A 19,644-nucleotide genomic window follows, 5' to 3' on the forward strand; every position below is an offset into this window, starting at 1 on the left:
ATACATATGGAAAATTCACAGGATATATCCGGTGTCAGTAAAACAGGTAATGAAAATATTTTAGAAATCCGGAATCTTACCAAACAATTTGGCAAGCAAGGAGAGATTGTAGCGGTTGATTCACTTTCACTTGATGTCAAGAAGGGAGAAGTTTTTGGTTTCGTAGGACCAAATGGTGCAGGCAAGACAACAACCATGAAGATGCTGATCGGGCTGCTGGAACCCACAAGCGGTACCGGCAAGGTTGCGGGTTTTGACATTGTTAGGGAAATCATCAATATCCGGGAAGTTACAGGGGTACTCCCGGAACCGGCTGGATTTTATGATAATCTCACTGCCAGACAGAATCTGAGATTTTATGCAAAATTGTATAATATTGAAACAGGTACCCGGGAAAAGCGAATAGTTGAATTGTTGGAAATGGTGGGGCTTAATGGTGCCATAGACCAGAAAATAGGTGGCTTTTCAACTGGTATGCTTAAACGCTTTGGACTTGCCCAGGCATTGATCAATGAGCCCGGCATCCTATTTCTTGATGAGCCGACAAGCGGTATTGATCCGAAAGGGGCACAAATGATGCGTGACCTGATAAAGAAACTCAGCAGGGAAAATGATGTGACTATTTTCTTAAGTTCTCATTCAATGTCTGAGGTGGAAGAGATCTGCAACAGGATAGCGGTGATTGAGAAAGGTAAACTGCTGGCTGTGGGAACCGTAGAAGAGTTGCAGGATATGGTAAGAGAAAAAGAAGGAGTACAATATATTCTGGAAATATCAGATTTTCCTCTTCAGTATGCTGCTGATAAATTAAATGAGATCGATGGTGTCTTTGAAACGCGTATCAGAGATGGTGTGTTACATGTGCATGCAGACGCGGGGATGCGTGCCGAAATTGCAAAGAGCATCAAACTGATGGACGGGACCGTGTCCAGATTCGAGGAAGACCGGATGGATTTGCAGAAAGTATTTCTGAAACTGATAGGGAGTTGAAAAATAACGGTTCGGCTAAAATCTGATAAATGCGAGATAAAGATGTATTAAGCTAACAATATGGGGGTATAACTGTGAGCAAAATAAAACTAAAATTTGGAATGAATGTATTATTTGTGTTGCTGCTACTTATTGGAGTTGCATTTGTTGGATCTGCAAACTCAAACGACAGTCTTTGTGAATCAGTGGAATACAACGCTGAAGACAATACATTGGACATTGATCAAACAAATAGTGCAGAATACACATTCATTTTCGGCTTAAGTCCTTCAGAGCATGAAGTAATTGCCAGTGTAGGGATACTTCCCGAGTTCAATACTGAAGAACAGAAAAAAGAATGGACTCTTAGGCTAGAGGAACTGAATGAGAGATTAAAAGATGAAATGGTCTCTTCCCACATGTATCCTTATGGAGAAGTGCTGACATGCGGATATAATTCAAATGGATATCTTGTGATATTGTTCGAGAATAAGACAATCGAACAGGAGACAATGGATGAAATATACACATATGTGGATGAAAAAGCAAGAGACTTAAACATCAAGGATGTGCCGGTAGAGTTTGGGCGTGGGGAATACTGGCAACAGTATGAACTTGATCTGGATATTTTAAATAAAGCAGAGATCGAAGCCGATAAGGAATACATGAAAAGTGGGAGGGGAACATATCAATCAATAGTCATTGCAAGCTATGGAAAATTACCGCTTCTCACAACGGATGAACAAAGATCGGATTTTGGCAAGGATTTGATGGATATCCTATATGAGGTCAGGACGGAAATGGAACCTTATATGTATAACGGACAAGTTGTAGAATATAGTGTATTTGGTTCTTCAGTTGAAGTTGGGATCAACAAAAATGAAACTGATAATGTACAAATGTTATGTGATGATGTATACAGGATATTTGACGAGGAAGCAATACAAATAGGTATTAATGAAATTCCGGTAACTTTCATCGAAACTGGAACAATTGTAGATGATGTACTTGTAGTAGAGCCTGATGTTAAAAAAGTCAGTACTGAAGAACAAGATGTGGAAGTTCATCTTAATAATAATGAATCGCAGCTTGATAATGTATCCGATAGGCAAGTTCCGGGTTTTGGTATTCTTGGTGGATTTGTTTGCTTTTTTTGTGGGTGGATATTCAGAAGAAATTAAGTAATGTTATTTTTTTAAATTTAGGGGGTTATAAATTTGAACAAGAGAATGTCAGAATGGGCAATTATTGGACTTATAATATTCTTTACGATACTTATAGGTCAGCTATTATGGGGAATTATTGCAATAGCGACGGTTTTCTGGATCTTCATGTTATGTGACTGCCTTCAAAGGAACACAGAGGATTTTCCCAGCAAAGGAGATAATGAAAAACTAATCTGGGCGCTTGTCCTAATTTTCCTGAATTTCATAGGTGCTGTACTCTATTACTATCTGGTCAGGATGCAGGGTCTGGATGGTTACAATCGGAAAGGGTAAATTGTTGTTAGGAACTATTTCGTATGTTCTTAGTTTTGTTTGCATTTTTGTCGATATGAACATGACTAAGAACACTTATATTAATTTTGACTGTCAAACTTGGGATTTAACGATTATAGACTAAGTTTAGATAGGTACGGGACAAAATTACAGCAAAATAGTGACACTATCTGTGTTGTGAATGAGTGGTGTTCTTCACAACAAAGTGATTAATTTTAAGGTAACAATTATCATATTAGTAATAGGAAGAGAGAAACGGGAATTGTAAGATAATTGCCAGACTCAAAGTCATTTTTAGAGAGCATTATACCCTTTGAAAATGAGGATAAACCTTTATAGTCACTTTTTTGGAGTTTATTTTGATATTTTAATTCAATAGACAACAATTCATTGTCTTTTGACTTTAATACATAATCGACTTCTTTTCCACCTTTGCCTCTCCAATAGAAAAGATGCTCTTCAGGAGAAAAAATATCACTTGGAAATGTATTGTACATAAATCTAACAAAATGGCTTTGGACAACAGATTCAACTAGTTTACTTTTATTTTCCGGGCTAGAAAGATATTCAAGACTGGATTCAAAATAATTTACTGAAGCAGAAGTCCATGATCTTAGGGAATGAAAAATAAATGGATCTTGTGGATATATCTTTTTTTCTTTTCTAAAGCTTGGAATCTTCTTGTTAAGGTCAAGAGCATATAATATATTTAGTACGAATGAACTTTCAAGACTCTGTACATATTTAGATATTGTATTATGTGAGGAAATATCAGTCTCATTAACTAAGCTCTGCCAGCTTACATTTGTGGTGAGTTTTTGAAATAAAGAACTTAGAATTTGCTTCACGGCAATTTCCGGAATTTGCCATCTTGCAAGATCACCCATAAGAGAGCGCACATATATTTCATAGGTACTATTGTTGATAGTTCCATTAGAAAAGAACTCATTTACCGGTCTTGGAATACCTCCTGTCATGAGATATTGGTCAAATAGAGTGTTTATATCATCCTGATAAAGTTGTAAAATATTGAGAATAGGATCTATCTCTCCTTCAAATAGGCCGTGAATTATTTCCTGCCTTTTAGAATTACGGAGAAGACCATGTTTTTTAAATAAATTCTTTATTTCAGGACTTACGCTTTCAGCAAATTCAGCGAATTTCATTGGCAAAAGAATTTTGTCAATGGTCTCATTAGATTCACCTCTTCTTCCTGGAAGCCTTTCAATACTCTTTTTTATGTCTATGGAGTGAGAGCCTGTTAGCATAATTGAAGTATTTTTTAAAGCAGCTGTATCTATCAAGTGCTTTAAACCTTTTTCCCAATTTTTGACAGAGGAAATTTCATCAAGGAAGAGGTATTTCCGATTAAGGTCAAAAGCTGATGACCAGTCCATATATTGGTGAATTACATCAAATAATTCCTTTTCATTGGATACCAGATCACAACTATAATAGAAAATGCTTTTTGGATCATTCTCTGTCAGTAGATCCTGTATCAATGTCTTGCATAATGTTGTTTTACCTACCTGTCTTGGACCACGGAGAGTATAGACTTTATCACAGTCAAATTTAAAATAATATTTCAAGCGTGGTTTCCACTGGATATCAGATGCATCGAATTGCTTTATTTTTTCATCATTAAATATTTCAGATGCATTTTTCCACCAGGGATTCTGCCGGGATAGTTCCAAAAAGTTCATGTATATAAATATATGTTTCTTATATATAAGCATACTTAATTACATATAAATGACTGGTCAAACGTTTGACTAGTTCTTTATATACTCATGGTCACGGACGTGACCAACAGTTTATATGCAAACAAACAAAATTAAAATTTATGACTGGAATTTTGCGATAAATGCAGATCAATTTGAATCCATACCATCAATGAAAGTATCAATAAAATCCTTTATCTTTTCCAATATTCTAGCACCTATCTTTTTGCGCTTCAGTACGGATGGTTGTGCACCTTCTATTAATTCCAATATCTCATCTAATAGTGGTTCTTGTTCAGCGTATAGATAGTTTTCTATGAGTTTTTGGGTTCGCTCTTCTGATAGAACTTCGTCTTTTACCAGTTGCTCAAAGGCCTTTTGCTGTTCATTGTTCCAGAATTGATCAAATTCTTCTGAAACACTATCGCTTGTATGGATATCAGGGAGATTCTCTTGAATGAATTTCTCTATCAATTCTTTTTTGCTTCTGAGAGTTGATTCAGAACTTAATACTCTGGATATTTCCTTTTCGACTTGATCCACATCTTTTTGAGCATCGAATTTTAGCTGGATGAGTAACTGGATGATGTAATTAACGTTTATTTCATCACGGTGAATTAATTCCAGTTCGAAATCCACATCTTCTAAGATGGAAACTTTCTCTTTTTGATGATCGCTTTTTACTTTGTCGTAAAGGTCGAGATATTTACTTTTGTAGTCTTCGAAAAGTTGCTCTGTCATTGAAAGGTCTGACCATTTGAAGTCTGCAAATGCTTTAGTGATATTTAATATACGCATTATTTCTCTGAATGTGGTAATGAATTCCAGTTCTTCATTTTCAGAGGATAATGTATTTACACTTTCTACGGTTGGTGTTATTCTTTGAAGTGCATCATATTTTTCATCGAATTTTGCAATATAGTCCTCGTAGGGTTGCATTATAATGACTTCGATGGCTTCGGTGTTGCTAAATAATGTAATAGCAGCATCTGTTGCTTTTTTCAGGTTCCTGAATGCTACTACATTACCCTGTGATTTCTGTTCGTTGAGTATCCGGTTGGTACGTGAATATGCCTGAATAAGTCCGTGATATTTCAGGTTCTTATCTACATAGATAGTGTTCAGGAATGGACTATCAAAACCTGTGAGGAACATGTTCACGACTATCAGAATGTCGATTTTTTTCTCTTTTACTTTTTTAGAGATATCATTGTAGTAGTTGTAGAAGGATTGGCTGTCTTTGGTGGAGAATTTACTGTTAAAGAGCTTGTTGTAGTCTTCGATATATTCATCCAGTTTTTCACGGCTGTGTTTGGATATTGTGCTGCCGTATTTTGCCTTTGGATCTAATATTTGAGTGTCATCACTGAAGAAGCCGTTAGCATCGGGATCTTCTTCGTTGGCGGTATAACTGAAGATTGTCGCAATTTTTAGATCATGCTTGCCTTCTGCTTTCTTTCTTTGCAGTATATCATAGTAATTTATCAGGGTTTTTATGCTGCTTACGGTAAATATTGCGGTGAATTCCCTGTTGTGTGTTTTACGGGAGTGATGGGCTATTATATAATCTGATATTTTCTCCAGACGCTCAGGGGATTCCATTAACTCATTTGTATCGATGTCCTCTACCTCTATGTCAATGCTGGTTTCCCGACCTTCTTTTTGTTTGTAGCGTCCTACGTATTCTACGGAGAATTTCAGGACGTTCTCATCGGCTATTGCATCGGTTATGACGTATTTATGAAGACATTCGCCAAAGAGATCTTTGGTGGTGCGTCTTCCAGATTCGTTCTTGATGGCGTTTTCGGCAAATATGGGTGTGCCTGTGAAACCGAACATTTGAGGATTCTTGAAGAATTGATTTATGCGTTTGTGGGTTTCGCCAAATTGTGAGCGGTGGCATTCGTCAAAGATGAAGACTATACGCTGGTCTCTGAGCTGCTCCATTTTTTCAAGATATTGTTTTTTGCTGATGGCAACATTTAGTTTTTGAATGGTGGTGACAATGAGTGCTGTGTCGTCACTAAGTTGTTTGACCAGTTGTTTTGTGTTGTCCGTACCATCGATGCAGCCTTTGCTAAAACTGTTGAATTCTTTTGTTGTTTGATAGTCGAGGTCTTTTCTATCGACTACAAAGACTACTTTTTTGACTGTGGGCAGTTTTGTTAATATCTGACTGGCTTTAAAGGATGTCAGTGTTTTTCCTGAGCCGGTTGTGTGCCAGATGTAAGCGTTCTTATGGCTGTGTTTTACTCTGTCAATGAGGGCTTCTACTGCATAGAACTGATAGGGGCGAAGTACCATGAGTATTTTCTGGGCTTCGTTCAGTACGATGTAGCGACATATCATTTTGGAGAGGTTGCAAGGGTCCAGAAAATCCCTTGTGAAGCCGTTAAGGATATTGCTGAGACGCTGGTTCTCTTCGTCTGTCCAGTAGAATGTCTGCTTGAAGGATTGCTTACGATTGTTGGCGTAGTATTTTGTGTTCACACCGTTGCTGATGACAAATATCTGAATATACTGGAATAATGCAGCGTGTGAGCCAAATGAGTGCTTTTGATAGCGTTGTATCTGATTGAACGCCTCTTTTAGTTCAAGTCCACGCCTTTTGAGTTCTATCTGTACCAATGGCAGACCATTGACCAATAACGTCACATCATAGCGGTTCTTATATTTCCCTTCCATCGCTACCTGATGCGTCACCTGATATTCATTCTGACACCAATGTTCCGTGTTCAGGAAGTCAAAATAAAGGTCATCCCCATTATCACGCAGAATATGTTGCTTTTCCCGCAAGTTCTTAGCCTTCTCGAACACACTACCCTTGCTAAGTAAGTTCATCACTTTTTTGAACTCATTATCCGAGAACACGATCTCATTATGCTTCTCCAATTGCCCCTTCAAATTAGCAATCAGCTCCGCCTCATCCTTTATCCTCACTAAAGAATAACCCAATTCACAAAGTTGCCCGACCAACTGCTCTTCCAATACAGCTTCCGATTGTGTGCTCATGCTCTCTACTCCCACATCCCCATTTCATTCAGACGAACATTTTCTGCAGCAAGCCCTTCTTCCACTCCTGCGATGCCTCAATCTGTTTCCCAACATTTTCTATTGATCCATCAATGGAAGATAAGAAATCTGCGATTTTTTCTTGTTCGGTGAAAGAAGGGTAATGTACTTTATAACTTGAAATTTGTGGACTTGTTAATTGAGGAACACCTGTACTCTCAATTGCAAAATTCAATTGATTAATAATATTTTCGTAGAACACTACATTTGCTGGAATTTTTGGTATTAAAACTAACAATCTGACTATTGGATAAAAATTTTCAAACCTTGCATGAGCAATTCCTAAACGACCCCTGCCAGTAACTGTTAAACATTTCTCAGATATTGAATATGAATTGGAATAACCAAAAAGTCCTTTTTCTTTTTCTGAATTTGAGTAAATGGGATATCGATAAAGTCCTGTTTTTATATCCGAGACCTTTGATTTATCAATATCACCACCTGCTTTTATATCAAATATATCCCCCAACTTCTTCTCTTCCCAATCAGGAAACGCACTGCCATCATCCTGCTTAAACCTCAATTCTTGAGAGAATAACTTCTGCATCGCCCCTTTTTTGTATTGCTCTAAAAGTTCTTTTTTCTTTTTTAGAGCTTGTAGTTTTTCATCTACTGAAGTTAAGAAGATGGCGATTTTATGTTGTTCTGGGGTTGTGGGTACTATTATTTTTAGTTGGAAAAAATATTTCTTATTGACATTCAGAAGCCCATCCATTCTCGCTGAACTGGAAATAATTTGACGCAATCCTTTATCAAGATAATGGTTTTCAAATAGTTTTGCATAAAAGACAGAACTCATTTCGTTGTCAATTAACTTAAAGCTTATAAAAACATTAGGGACTGCTATTTGCTTGTCAGTTGTATTTAAGTAAACACAGCCATACTTGTATTTTTTAGAATTGCCTTTGTTGTATGCAAACTGGTTTACCTGAAGAGCTGTATATTTTGCATTTTGTTGTCCCGATATATCTCTCCCAAATTTTTCTTTTTGAGATACAAAACCTTGTCCTGCGGTTATACTGTATGTCTCCAAATTACGTTGGCCTACTTTTTCATTAACTTCGATGAAAACTTCTCCCAACTTCTTCTCTTCCCACTCTTCCTCAAATTCAGGAAATCTTAACTGTGGTACATTGCTGCTCATTTTAGCTCACCTGCTCAGACAAAGACATTAGAATGGTTTACTGATTCCTAATTCTTCACAGAAACCGGCGATGTTTTCATCGATTTTGGACATTTTTTCGTCGAGTTCAAGCAGACTGGCAGCCACAGCATCAATGTCGATGGGCTCTTCTTCTTCAAAGGTGTCCACATATCTTGGAATATTGAGATTGTAATCGTTCTCTTTGATCTCATCAAGGCTTGCAACGTGGCTGTATTTCTCAATTTCCTTGCGGTTGCGGTAGGTGTCCACTATCTTGTCAATGTCGCATGGGCGTAATTGGTTTTGAGTTTTTACCTTCTCGTAATCCTGACTTGCATCGATGAACAGAATATCATCGGGATTCTCACGGCACTTCTTAAAGACCAGAACACAGGTTGGGATACTGGTTCCATAGAAAACATTGGCAGGCAGACCAATAACAGCATCAAGGTAATTCTTCTCTTCGATGAGGAACTGGCGGATATGTCCCTCTGCTGCACCACGGAAAAGCACACCGTGGGGCAGGACAATGGCCATACTGCCATTCTCTGCTAAGTGGTGGATCATGTGCTGTACAAAAGCATAATCCGCCTTACTTTTAGGTGCAAGTTTGCCATACTGGGAAAAACGCTCATCACTGCTAAAAAGCGGATTAGCACTCCACTGGGCAGAAAAAGGCGGATTAGCAACAATAGCCTCAAACTGCATCCCTAAATGTTGTGGATACTCCAGAGTATCCTCCTGCTTAATATCGAACTTACGATAATGCACATTATGCAAGATCATATTCATTCTCGCAAGATTGTAAGTAGTACGATTAAGCTCCTGACCATAAAAAGCACTAACATCCTCCACTTCACGAGCAACCCTTAAAAGCAGGGAACCAGAGCCACAAGTAGGATCATAAACCGACCTCAACCTCTTCTTACCGGTAGTCACCAACTTAGCAAGAATAGTACTGACCTGCTGAGGAGTATAGAACTCACCAGCCTTCTTTCCCGCTCCACTGGCAAACTGCCCGATCAAATACTCATAAGCATCACCCAGAACATCAAGCTCCGTATGCTCAAGCTGGAAATCGATCTTATCAAGATGGGAAAGCACCTTAGAGATCAAAGCATTCCTGGCAGCCGGAGTCTTCCCAAGTTTGCTGCTATTGAGATCCATATCCTCAAAAAGATTCTCAAAATCATCCTCACTCTCAGTTCCCATAGTCGAAGACTGAATATTATTCAAAATACCCTGCAGGTCCTCAAGAATAAACTCATCACCATAAGATGACTCTGCAACTGCCATAGCGTTCTGCCCGGTAACAAACGGCTCAACACTCAGTGAAGAATTGGAATAATTAGAAGAGCCAGAAGAAGCAGAATAACTGGAAGAACCACGCCTGGCAACTTCACTGAACAGCTCAGAAGGCTTCAAAAAATAACCCAGTTTCTCAACAGAAGCCTCGGAAATAGCCTCGATAAACTCCTTCCCAAGTTCAGTATCCTCTTTAATATCCTTAAAAGCAATTCCATCCGGCTTTAGGATCTCATCAGCATAAATTTCGATCTTATTAGAAAGATACTTGTAAAAAATAAAACCCAGAATATAATCACGAAACTCATCCGCATTCATTTTTCCACGCAACTCATTAGCGATATTCCAGAGTTGCTGCTCAAGTTGTTTTTTGTGATCTATACTCATAAATTCCAATTCCGTGTTCTTCCAAGAATAAAACAATTGTCAATACAATATCTCACTAATTATATAGTATATATCATTAGAACTTAAGATTTTTACCTAAAGAGAATTGCTTTTAACTTTAATTTTTCGCGTCATTGTTCTGTTTTCCACCCACACATTTTAAATATCATTGTAGCATTTACAATTTGTTTTCTAATGTATTCATGGATCTATTAACGTGAGCAAAATAAGATCAGAATGGACAATAGTTGGACTTATGGTATTCTTTACCATACTTGTTTTTACATATCACATAGGCCAGCTATTATGGGGGATCATTGCAATAGCTATTCTTTTCTGGGTATTCATGTTATTTGACTGCCTCCAGAGGAATGCAGATGATTTTCCACACAAAGGAGATACTGATAAACTGATCTGGTCGCTTGTCCTAATTTTTCTGACTTTCATAGGTGCGGTGCTGTATTATTATCTTGTAAGGATACAGGTTCGTGAGGTTGATCAATTATGATCCCAGAAGTTCAGGATTTAATGCACAATATCGCAAAATATCTTTCTCGCAGATATGCAAGTGCATTATTTGGGTTGTTGTTGGTTGTTACAATTTTATACTATTACATGGAGTATTTTTATCCAAATAAATATGACCTGTTGTTTATGCTTACAGGACAGATCATTGGTAGTGTCCTTTTTGGGTTGGCAATAATTGCTATGATCGCTTTTATTCTATTATTATTTAGAAAAGTCAATAAGTAATATTGGGGGAATTCATCATGAAACTATTTAGAAAAATATACCGTACATTACCACTCATACTGGCACTATATAATGGTTATCAAGCGTGGTTTTATTATAATCTGAGCTTAACGTTGGTATACCTCACATTGATACTTGTGGTGGTAGTTGGTTTAACAGACCCAATCATTAAAAGAAAACAACTCACAGGAATCAAAATTAAGTAAGTACCATCTAAAGTGTAATATTATTGTGATCTTTGCTCTGTGTGTATCTTTCGTATGGGCAGTTCTGAATTATGATCAAAAGTGGTAACCTGTTATTAGTATACTTTAAAGTGGTGTTAAAATAAACAAAAATATAATTTTAGTATTACTCTCCCTGTTGGTGCTGGTAATTCTTGCGGGTTTTGCTTTATTGGTCGATTTCCATAATTCTGGTCTTCAGGAACCACCTCTTGCAGATATGGGTTCTGAAAATCTGTTCATTGAAGCTCATGCTCCAGATGTTTTAGATAAATACCCTGTTTATAGGGTGCTGAATGAGAGTGTTATCCATGAAGAGAACTCGAATCGTTATCGTATTCGAAGTTCAGTCCCAGATGAAGAAGAAGCAAAAGAACTGGCAGATTCCTATTTGACCTCGATCGATGAATTGCCTGATGATTCTTACATCGATAGGGTACATACAACGCAGATAGAATACCTCAATAATGAAAGCAGGTCGATTGTTATAGATTCTGTTGTTCCCATGTTTGTGGAAGTCTCATACAGTCGTCTCATTGATGGTTATCCGGTGGTGGGTCCGGGAGATTCGATTTCCGTGTGTTTTGGTGATGATGGGGAAGTTCTGTCCTTCTCCAAGACCTGGAGGGAGTTAGAGAGGTCGGGAGATGTGGCGATAGTTCCTGTTGAGGTGGCTATTAAAAGATTGAACGATGGAAACGGTGTTCTAAGGTCTGGAAATTTTATAGGATCGGTATCTTATGTGGATGAGATACAGGTCGGATACTTTTCGGATATTTCTGGTGCAGATCAGGAATTTTACTATCCGGTATGGGTTTTTAGAGGAACTGATAGTTGTGGAAATCCTGCCGAAAAATATGTTAGTGCAACAGAAGAAATATATCAGCAAGCGGTTGGGGTGGGGGACGAATACATAGATGGTTTCTATTATTCACTTGATGAAGAAGAACTAATAGTTTGATTATCTCCCTTTCCTGTCTCGATGCCTTTAAAAACAAATCCCCCATATTTATCCCACGATGCTTTCAACTTTCAACGATGTCCTCAACTCAGACCGCTTCATTGTGACCGCTGAGGTGGCACCTCCAAAGGGTACTGACATTTCGGCTACACTTGAGGATGCAGAACTTATCAGAGGGTTGGTGGATGCCATCAACATCACGGACAATCAGCGTGCGGTAATGCGCATGAGTCCTATCGCTGTCGGCAAACTGCTCATGGATGCAGGGCATGAAGTGATAGTGCAGCTCACCTGTCGTGACCGCAATAGATTGGCATTACAATCTGATATTCTGGCGGCATCGGCTCTGGGTATTGAGAATCTCTGTGTGATGACAGGGGATTATACCACCAAAGGTGACCACGTGGGCGCAAAGGCCGTTTATGATCTGGATTCTGTGCAGCTTCTCTCCCTTATCACTAAGATGATGGGTGGGTCTGATATGGCAGGCAATGAGCTTGCAGGTGCTCCGTCTTTCACTGTTGGTGCAGTTTCCAATACCGATGTGACAAAACGGATGCAGATGCTCAAGCTTAAGAAAAAGATAAATGCCGGTGCCCGGTTCATTCAGACACAGGCGGTCTATGACGTTGAAAGTTTTAAGGATTTCAGTGACCTTATGGGTCAAATAGGTCCGAACGTTCTGGTCCTGGCCGGTATAATTCCTCTCAGGTCTGCCGCAATGGCACATTTTATGAACAATAACATTCCTGGAATACGGGTCGGGGATGAACTTATAAAGCGCATGGAAAATGCAAAGGACCCGATACAGGAAGGGCTTGAGATAGCTGCCGAAAGTATCCTTGAACTTCGGGATCTGTGCAGGGGCATTCATCTTATGCCCATCGGCGGTCATGGCAATACACAAAGGCTTCTTGAGATGGCAGGCCTTGATAACAGATAATACATAAAAACGATTTTAAGAGTCGAATACTATGAGACCCACACAGGTAGAATACGCAAAGAACGGTACGATAACCCCGGAAATGGAATATGTGGCCGAACACGAGTCCATTTATGTGGAAACTGTAATGTCAAGGGTTGCAGATGGCAGCCTTGTAATAATGGTTCGTGATGGCTGTCCTCCGGTAGCTATTGGAAGAGGGGCTAAGACGAAGATTAATGTCAATCTCGGAACCTCTTCTGCGAGCATCGATCCCGATGCTGAACTGGAAAAAGTGAAGATCGCGGAAAAATACGGTGCAGATACCATAACGGACCTGTCAATGGGTGGCGATATCTCTGCTATAAGGAAAATTGTCTTTGATAACACCACTTTACCTATCACAACCGTGCCGGTTTATCAGGCGGTCGTTGAGTGTGGGATGAAGGATACCTCCAGCGACGATGTGCTTTCCTATCTTAAGAAACAGGTCGATGAAGGTGTCAGTTCTGTTGTGGTCCATTGTGTGGAAAAGCAGATGCTTGAAAAGCTCAAAGGTACAGGACGTATCATGGGTATGGTCTCAAAGGGCGGTTCCTTCACCAGTGTTCTTATGCTGAAGGACGGTTGTGAGAACCCCTATCTTGAGAATTTCGATGAGGTCCTTTCTATACTAAAGAAGAACGATGTCGTACTCTCCCTTGGAAATACAATGCGTAGTGGCTGTGTCCATGATGTGTGTGATAATCCGCAGATGATGGAGATAAGGACGAACGCAAAACTTGCAAAGCAGGCTAATGAGGCTGGTGTCCAGGTTATCATCGAGGGCATGGGCGGTCATGTGCAGGCGAATGATATCGTTCCACATATTCAGGCACACCGTGCTCTTTCCGATTTCCCTCTCTTTGTGGCAGGGCCATTGCCTACTGATGTTGGTATGGGCTATGATCACATCTCTGGAGCAGTCGGTGCGAGCATTGCAAGTGGCAATGGTGCTGATTATCTTTGTTACATAACTCCGGCAGAACATCTTTCCCTTCCAACACCTGAGCAAGTGCGTGAAGGCCTTATTGCTTTCAAGATCGCGGCACATATAGGTGATTCCATGAAATATGGTCTCGATGAACGGGACAAATTGCTTGCTGACAGGCGTGCCAATTTCGATTGGGAAGGGCAGATGGCACTGGCACTGGACCCTGACAAACCAAAGGGAATGTGTCCCATGACAGGTCCCTGTTCAATGTGTGGGGAATATTGTGCCATCAAGATAATGGCTGATTATTTGTCGGAAGGTGTCTGAATTGGTGTCAGAGCTCCCCTCTATACAGATGCTCGGTATCCGAACTTCTCTCATCGGGGTAGGTGACGATATGGTGAAAGTACTATGTGATGCACTCGAAAAGCATGGGGTATTTCTGGAAGATCGCGATATTCTCGTTCTTGCCGAATCTGCAGTAGCAACTGCAGAAGGTCGTTTGGTGAACTTATCGTCTGTGGTTCCGGGTAAAATTGCAGAAGAACTTGCAGGCAATTATTGTCTTGATCCCAGGGAAATGGAGCTCGTTCTTTGTGAATGTGATGAGGTCATAGGGGGTGTACCGGGAGCTGCTCTTACTCTGACCAATGGCACATTATCTCCTAATGCAGGTATTGACGGTTCCAATGCACCTGAAGGGCATGTTGTACTTTTGCCCAAGGATGCTCAGAGAAGTGCTGCTGACATCAGGAAGGGAATTGAAGAGTACTCTGCATGTCATGTGGGTGTTATCATTGGTGATAGCCGCACCCAGCCTTTGCGGCTTGGGTGTATGGGAGTTGCACTTGGTACTTCAGGTATGGTCCCGGTCGAAGATGCACGGGGCTCGCATGACCTTTTTGGAAAACCTCTACATATAACACGCAAGGCGGTTGCGGATAATCTGGTATCTGCTGCCCAGCTTTTGATGGGCGAGGCAGATGAATGTATTCCATGTGTGCTCATTCGCGGAGCTCCTGTGGAAATGTGTGAAGGGTCTGAGGAGATGCCACTGTTCACACCGGAAGAGTGTATGTATTACAGTAATATAAAAAGGACTTGAGAATGCCCTTTACCCCCTTCCATCTTGGACCAGCATTCCTTTTAGGAATGGTCTTTAAAAAAAAGATCGATATCATAGCTGTCCTTTTGGCAAGTGTTGTAATTGATATCAGGGCAACAATTTATCTGTTTCTTGGTCATGAACCACTGCATGGCCCGTTTCATACTTTTATAGGTGCTACTGTTCTGGCTCTTCTGCTTAGCTATGTGCTAAGTTACATATTTTATCGATTGGGTATGAACATCGAGATGAAGCATATTATTCTTGGTTCGTTGATCGGAGCATGGAGTCATGTATTTTTGGATTCTTTTCTCTATACAGATATCATACCGTTCTGGCCTATGATGTCAAATCCATTGTTTGGGGCTATCAGTAGTCCCGATATCTATGGTCTTTGTGTTCTGTCAGGAATGGCTGGTTTAGGAATCTTTGCTTTCAATTATATGTTTTGCAATCAAAAGTTATTTATGTAATGCAACCAATGGTTTTGTATAAAGCGTACAATACCGCTAACCTCTAATTTATAATTACAAAGGTGATTTTCAATGAGCAATGTAGTAATAATGGATTTTACAGCAACGTGGTGTGGGCCTTGCCAGATACAGAAACCTATCCTTGAACAGCTCGAGGGTGAACTGGGGGACAAGGTAGAGTTCAAGATGGTCGATGTTGACCAGAACAATGCCCTTGCGGGCAAGTATGGGGTCAGTGCAGTACCTACTCTCATCATTGAGAAAGATGGCGAAGTTGTAAAGCGTTATACAGGCGTTACCAGCGCTGACGTCCTTCGTGCAGAGCTGAATACTCTTATCTGAACTTTCTTTTCATTAATTCTTCCTCTATTTTTTTATTGTTTCTTCTTCTGACAACATGTAAATAACTTGAACTCGTCCATTGCCCAGAGGTATCATTTGAACAGATTTGCAGACATGGGAGTTCTGGCATTCCGCCAGACAAATTCACGAGGAACGTTCAAACCCCATCTTGCCGTGAAATTTCGGGCAGATGATGAGAACCTTTGCACATTTTCCATCGATTCCACGCGTCTTCCTAATAAACAGCCGCAACCGGATGCTTATCTTGTCACTCATGCTCATTCTGACCATAACGGAAAGTCTGCAATGCTCTCTGACCTCTCAGTTTCTACAGAAAAGACAGCTAAAGCACTTGAGATACGTCATGACCGTGATTTTAAGGGGCGTACTGTAGCATGTGGGGATTCCATCGATATCAATGGTGTTACCGTAAAGACCTATCAGACGGGACATACTGCGGGAGCGGTTGGCTTCTATTGGGTGAACGATGTGGGTACCCGTATCCTTGTCACCGGGGATGTTAAGGATGCTTCTGCACTGCCAAAATGTGACGTACTGATAACTGAAGCGAACTATGGGGATCATTCTGACCCGTCCTGTCATTTTGAGGATGATCTTGAAGGGTTTAGAAATGTCATGGAATGTGGTTCTCAGGTTGCTTTCGGTGCTTATGCTTTCGGGAAGGCGCAACGTGCAGTGGAGCTTTTGCGTGGCATTGGCTATCATGGGACTATCGCAATGGAAGAAAAATCATTGCTTCTGACACGCAGCCTTGTAGATAATGCCGGGGATATAGTGGCCATCGGGGAATGCGATGAAGACGAGGTGTGCATCGTACCGCCTTGGGATTTTAAGAAGTTGCCTCATTCGATGAAAAAATATGTGCTGACAGGAAGGCTGGACTATAGTTATCCTGCTTTGCAGGTAAGTGACCATCTTGACGCTAATGGGCTTGCTAAGATGGTGGAAGATATAGATCCTGAGTTGACAATTGTGTATCATCCTTCAGGAGAAAGGCCGGAAAAGTTCGCTTCATATTTGAATAGTGTAGGTAGAGAGGCTGTATCCCTTGATCAGGTCAGCAATGTACTGAGTAATGAGTTTCTTTGATCATCCTCTCCGCAGGATAAACGTTTATATATGTTCTAATGATTATAACAACCAATCTTAATAACTAACTCAGGAGAAGATGCCAATTGAAAAAGGAAAGCAAAGGGAAGTCGGATGGTACCAAAAAGGTAGTTCAGACTGACGCTCCTGCAGTGTCCAAAAAACCCGCTGCGATCAAAGTAAAAACTCCGGAAGAGCGCAAGGTAGCACATATACAGGGTATAATCAAGACTGCTGTTGCAGCATTCCTTGGTATGATCGCTGGATTTGGGGCATTTCACCAATTCGGTGCAGGTACCGAAACCAAATGGTATGCAGTACTGGTCATTGTCGGTGTGTTGGCATATTATGCGCAGCGCTTGATCTATCCCGCTATCAAGATAAACACGAAAGAGTTCGGACCAAAGGATTGGTTCTATGTTGAATTCATCGTTATCGACTTCTGCCTTGTGACATGGACATTGCTGTTGAACTGACAGTATTCATGCTACTTTTTTCTATTGTATTATCAGCTTATTAAATATCCCATTAACAACTTCAGTGATCCATCATGCGAATTGCAATATTGAATAAGGATAGGTGCCAGCCAAGGCGATGTAGCCACGAATGTGAGAAATACTGTCCTAGGGTCAGGACAGGATACGAGACTATCGTGTTCGGAGATGATGGTAAGGCCATTATATCTGAGGAACTGTGTGTCGGCTGTGGTATCTGTGTCAACAAATGTCCTTTTAGCGCGATTATGATAATCGGTCTGCCTGAGGCTCTTGATAAGCCAACCCACAGGTACGGCCAGAACGGTTTTGCCCTTTATGGATTACCAACACCTCAGGTAGGTAAGGTAACCGGTATTCTTGGTCCGAACGGTATTGGTAAGAGTACTTCGGTACAGATACTTTCAGGTGCTCTTGTTCCTAACTTCGGGGAAGATATCGGTGACTGGGACACAGTATTGGAACACTATGCCGGTACCGGGATGTATGATTATTTCAAGAATGTTGTCGATGGCAAGATCAAAGTATCCCAGAAACCGCAGTATGTGGATATGATCCCTAAGGCCTTCAACGGCAAGACTCGTGATCTTCTTGAAGGTACCGACGAGCGCGGTGTAATGGATGAACTTGTGGAGAAGCTTGATCTGGGTCACATAATCAACCGAAATATCGGTGAGCTCAGTGGTGGAGAATTGCAGAGGGTAGCCATTGCTGCATGTGCTGCAAGGGATGCAGACTTTTACTTCTTTGATGAGATAAGTCCATATCTGGATATCTACCAGCGCATCAATTCCTCAAAGCTTATACAGGATCTCGCAAAGGACAAGGCCGTTCTTGTAGTTGAGCACGACCTTGCAATTCTGGATATGCTCTCTGATGTTGTTCAGGTAGCATACGGTATGCCAAGCGGGTATGGTGTGATCACACATCCAAAAGGTGTCAGGATCGCTATCAACCAATATCTCAAGGGTTATCTTCCTGAAGAGAACGTCCGTGTCAGGCCGGATGCTATTACCTTTGAAGTACATCCTCCACGCGTTGCAACTGACATTGCTACTCTTCTGGATTACAATGCTTTCTCCAAAAAGTACGGTGATGGCTTCTCACTTAGATCAGATAGCGGTTCTTTAAAAGAAGGTGAAGTGATCGGAATTGTCGGTCCTAATGGTATTGGTAAATCCACTTTTGTAAAGATACTTGCAGGAGAGGTCGAACCTGATGAGGGTGAGCTGGAATCTGAAGTATCCATCTCCTATAAACCTCAGTACATCAAAGTGGATTCGTTCATGCAGGTGCGACAGTTCTTAAGGAGCATCACCCGCAGGTTCGATACCAGCTATTATGAAGCTGAGATAATTAAGCCACTTCAGCTTGAGCCTTTATTTGATAAAATGCTGAACGACCTGAGTGGCGGTGAGTTGCAGAGGGTTGCCATCGCTGCCTGTCTTTCAAAGGATGCTGATCTGTACATTCTCGATGAACCAAGTGCGCATCTTGATGTGGAGCAGCGTTCCCTTGCAACGAAGGCGATAAAGAGATTTGCAGAGAATAACGGTAAGACCGCAATGGTCGTAGACCATGACATCTACATGATCGATATGCTCAGTGAACGCCTGATAGTCTTCGAAGGCGAACCGGCAGTCTTTGGTATAGCACATCCTCCCTCTTCAATGCAGAAAGGAATGAACAAATTCCTCTCAGATCTTGGTATCACTTTCAGAAGGGATGAAGAGACCATAAGACCAAGGGTAAATAAAAAAGATTCGCGTCTTGACAGAGAACAGAAAGCAAAAGGTGAATATTATTACTACAAGGTGGATGAGTGAATATCTCGTCCTTTTTATTTCTATTATTTAATTCGATCTTTTTTTCTTCGAAAGGTACCATGTAAGGAATTCGGTATAGAGTATGATGCCGATGATCGTGGACCATGTGAACAATAGAATATGGTAATTGTTGATCGGTACGGTCCCGCCTGCAAGCCGTACATGCTCGTGGGCTAAAAACCCAGTGGCTATATTAGGACTGACCAACATGGTCCCCAGTGGAATTCCAAGAAGTACGAGTCCTGCTACCAAAGAAGAGTAGTTAACGAGCAGGTACAGCACAATAGTGGAAAGAAGCCCGAATATTATAACTGCCAATGCTATTCCAATGCTGTCCGTTCAAACCCCCTCCTTTCGTCTTTGG

The 19,644-nt window shown here is 40.7% G+C and carries 19 protein-coding genes; 14 read left to right on the plus strand and 5 right to left on the minus strand.

Annotation, left to right across the window (positions count from 1 at the left end; genetic code table 11):
* Nucleotides 1-6: 6 nt before the first annotated feature.
* The 3 genes from MBUR_RS09510 to MBUR_RS09520 all read left to right on the plus strand — a co-directional run bounded on the left by MBUR_RS09510 (nt 7) and on the right by MBUR_RS09520 (nt 2,468).
* Entirely contained in the window at nt 7-990 is a 984-nt protein-coding gene (locus MBUR_RS09510) for an ABC transporter ATP-binding protein (protein ID WP_011499863.1), read from the plus strand.
* 74 nt (nt 991-1,064) lie between these two features.
* On the plus strand, nt 1,065-2,150 hold the full coding sequence (locus MBUR_RS09515; RefSeq protein WP_011499864.1) for a hypothetical protein: 1,086 nt from the start codon (nt 1,065-1,067) through the stop codon (nt 2,148-2,150).
* A gap of 36 nt (nt 2,151-2,186) precedes the next feature.
* A complete protein-coding gene (locus MBUR_RS09520; protein ID WP_011499865.1) occupies nt 2,187-2,468 on the plus strand; it encodes a PLD nuclease N-terminal domain-containing protein in 282 nt (93 codons plus the stop codon).
* A 230-nt stretch (nt 2,469-2,698) separates the two neighbouring features.
* On the opposite strand, the gene MBUR_RS09525 is transcribed toward MBUR_RS09520, so the two are convergent.
* The 4 genes from MBUR_RS09525 to MBUR_RS09540 form a co-directional block, all read right to left on the minus strand.
* Entirely contained in the window at nt 2,699-4,171 is a 1,473-nt protein-coding gene (locus tag MBUR_RS09525; RefSeq protein ID WP_157196703.1) for an ATP-binding protein, read from the minus strand.
* Between the two features lie 168 nt (nt 4,172-4,339).
* Nucleotides 4,340-7,201: a type I restriction endonuclease subunit R gene (locus tag MBUR_RS09530; RefSeq protein WP_011499867.1), complete on the minus strand. Its 2,862-nt coding sequence runs from the start codon at nt 7,199-7,201 to the stop codon at nt 4,340-4,342.
* A 28-nt stretch (nt 7,202-7,229) separates the two neighbouring features.
* Entirely contained in the window at nt 7,230-8,405 is a 1,176-nt protein-coding gene (locus tag MBUR_RS13070; protein WP_011499868.1) for a restriction endonuclease subunit S, read from the minus strand.
* Between the two features lie 27 nt (nt 8,406-8,432).
* Nucleotides 8,433-10,097, minus strand: a complete 1,665-nt coding sequence (locus MBUR_RS09540) for a type I restriction-modification system subunit M (protein WP_011499869.1) — start codon at nt 10,095-10,097, stop codon at nt 8,433-8,435.
* Nucleotides 10,098-10,314: 217 nt separating this feature from the next.
* On the opposite strand from MBUR_RS09540, the gene MBUR_RS09545 reads away from it, so the two are divergent.
* From MBUR_RS09545 to MBUR_RS09600, 11 genes are all read left to right on the plus strand, one after another.
* Nucleotides 10,315-10,605, plus strand: a complete 291-nt coding sequence (locus tag MBUR_RS09545) for a PLDc N-terminal domain-containing protein (RefSeq protein WP_011499870.1) — start codon at nt 10,315-10,317, stop codon at nt 10,603-10,605.
* Nucleotides 10,602-10,850 carry a hypothetical protein gene (locus MBUR_RS09550; RefSeq protein WP_011499871.1) on the plus strand — a complete coding sequence of 83 codons (249 nt, stop codon included), beginning with the start codon at nt 10,602-10,604 and terminating at the stop codon, nt 10,848-10,850. Before MBUR_RS09545 ends, MBUR_RS09550 begins: the two co-directional genes overlap by 4 nt.
* Before the next feature lie 366 nt (nt 10,851-11,216).
* Nucleotides 11,217-12,035: a hypothetical protein gene (locus MBUR_RS09560; RefSeq protein ID WP_157196704.1), complete on the plus strand. Its 819-nt coding sequence runs from the start codon at nt 11,217-11,219 to the stop codon at nt 12,033-12,035.
* Between the two features lie 58 nt (nt 12,036-12,093).
* Nucleotides 12,094-12,978: a methylenetetrahydrofolate reductase gene (locus tag MBUR_RS09565; RefSeq protein ID WP_011499873.1), complete on the plus strand. Its 885-nt coding sequence runs from the start codon at nt 12,094-12,096 to the stop codon at nt 12,976-12,978.
* A gap of 31 nt (nt 12,979-13,009) precedes the next feature.
* The gene (thiC, locus tag MBUR_RS09570; protein WP_011499874.1) at nt 13,010-14,257 is read left to right on the plus strand and encodes a phosphomethylpyrimidine synthase ThiC; all 1,248 of its coding nucleotides are present in this window, start codon (nt 13,010-13,012) and stop codon (nt 14,255-14,257) included.
* A 4-nt stretch (nt 14,258-14,261) separates the two neighbouring features.
* Entirely contained in the window at nt 14,262-15,035 is a 774-nt protein-coding gene (cofE, locus tag MBUR_RS09575) for a coenzyme F420-0:L-glutamate ligase (RefSeq protein WP_011499875.1), read from the plus strand.
* A 2-nt stretch (nt 15,036-15,037) separates the two neighbouring features.
* Nucleotides 15,038-15,508, plus strand: a complete 471-nt coding sequence (locus MBUR_RS09580; protein WP_011499876.1) for a hypothetical protein — start codon at nt 15,038-15,040, stop codon at nt 15,506-15,508.
* A gap of 72 nt (nt 15,509-15,580) precedes the next feature.
* The gene (locus MBUR_RS09585; RefSeq protein WP_011499877.1) at nt 15,581-15,850 is read left to right on the plus strand and encodes a thioredoxin family protein; all 270 of its coding nucleotides are present in this window, start codon (nt 15,581-15,583) and stop codon (nt 15,848-15,850) included.
* Nucleotides 15,851-15,946: 96 nt separating this feature from the next.
* Nucleotides 15,947-16,960: an MBL fold metallo-hydrolase gene (locus MBUR_RS09590; RefSeq protein WP_011499878.1), complete on the plus strand. Its 1,014-nt coding sequence runs from the start codon at nt 15,947-15,949 to the stop codon at nt 16,958-16,960.
* A gap of 86 nt (nt 16,961-17,046) precedes the next feature.
* Nucleotides 17,047-17,436, plus strand: coding sequence for a hypothetical protein (locus MBUR_RS09595; RefSeq protein WP_011499879.1), 390 nt, complete (start codon nt 17,047-17,049; stop codon nt 17,434-17,436).
* Between the two features lie 74 nt (nt 17,437-17,510).
* On the plus strand, nt 17,511-19,280 hold the full coding sequence (locus MBUR_RS09600; protein ID WP_011499880.1) for a ribosome biogenesis/translation initiation ATPase RLI: 1,770 nt from the start codon (nt 17,511-17,513) through the stop codon (nt 19,278-19,280).
* A 27-nt stretch (nt 19,281-19,307) separates the two neighbouring features.
* Here the strand turns inward: MBUR_RS09600 and MBUR_RS09605 are convergent, their stop codons facing one another.
* Complete coding sequence (locus MBUR_RS09605; protein WP_011499881.1) at nt 19,308-19,598, minus strand: hypothetical protein; 291 nt, start codon at nt 19,596-19,598, stop codon at nt 19,308-19,310.
* Nucleotides 19,599-19,644 lie beyond the last annotated feature (46 nt).

The sequence above is a fragment of the Methanococcoides burtonii DSM 6242 genome, assembly GCF_000013725.1.
Taxonomy (GTDB): Archaea; Halobacteriota; Methanosarcinia; order Methanosarcinales; family Methanosarcinaceae; genus Methanococcoides; species Methanococcoides burtonii.

Coding starts and splice junctions, on each gene's coding strand:
- MBUR_RS09530 (WP_011499867.1), bottom strand. CDS start 7,201: ATGAGCACACAATCGGAAGCTGTATTGGAAGAGCAGTTGGTCGGGCAA.
- MBUR_RS09580 (WP_011499876.1), top strand. CDS start 15,038: ATGCCCTTTACCCCCTTCCATCTTGGACCAGCATTCCTTTTAGGAATG.
- MBUR_RS13070 (WP_011499868.1), bottom strand. CDS start 8,405: ATGAGCAGCAATGTACCACAGTTAAGATTTCCTGAATTTGAGGAAGAG.
- MBUR_RS09585 (WP_011499877.1), top strand. CDS start 15,581: ATGAGCAATGTAGTAATAATGGATTTTACAGCAACGTGGTGTGGGCCT.
- thiC (WP_011499874.1), top strand. CDS start 13,010: ATGAGACCCACACAGGTAGAATACGCAAAGAACGGTACGATAACCCCG.
- MBUR_RS09600 (WP_011499880.1), top strand. CDS start 17,511: ATGCGAATTGCAATATTGAATAAGGATAGGTGCCAGCCAAGGCGATGT.
- MBUR_RS09525 (WP_157196703.1), bottom strand. CDS start 4,171: ATGAACTTTTTGGAACTATCCCGGCAGAATCCCTGGTGGAAAAATGCA.
- MBUR_RS09550 (WP_011499871.1), top strand. CDS start 10,602: ATGATCCCAGAAGTTCAGGATTTAATGCACAATATCGCAAAATATCTT.
- MBUR_RS09540 (WP_011499869.1), bottom strand. CDS start 10,097: ATGAGTATAGATCACAAAAAACAACTTGAGCAGCAACTCTGGAATATC.
- MBUR_RS09565 (WP_011499873.1), top strand. CDS start 12,094: ATGCTTTCAACTTTCAACGATGTCCTCAACTCAGACCGCTTCATTGTG.
- MBUR_RS09510 (WP_011499863.1), top strand. CDS start 7: ATGGAAAATTCACAGGATATATCCGGTGTCAGTAAAACAGGTAATGAA.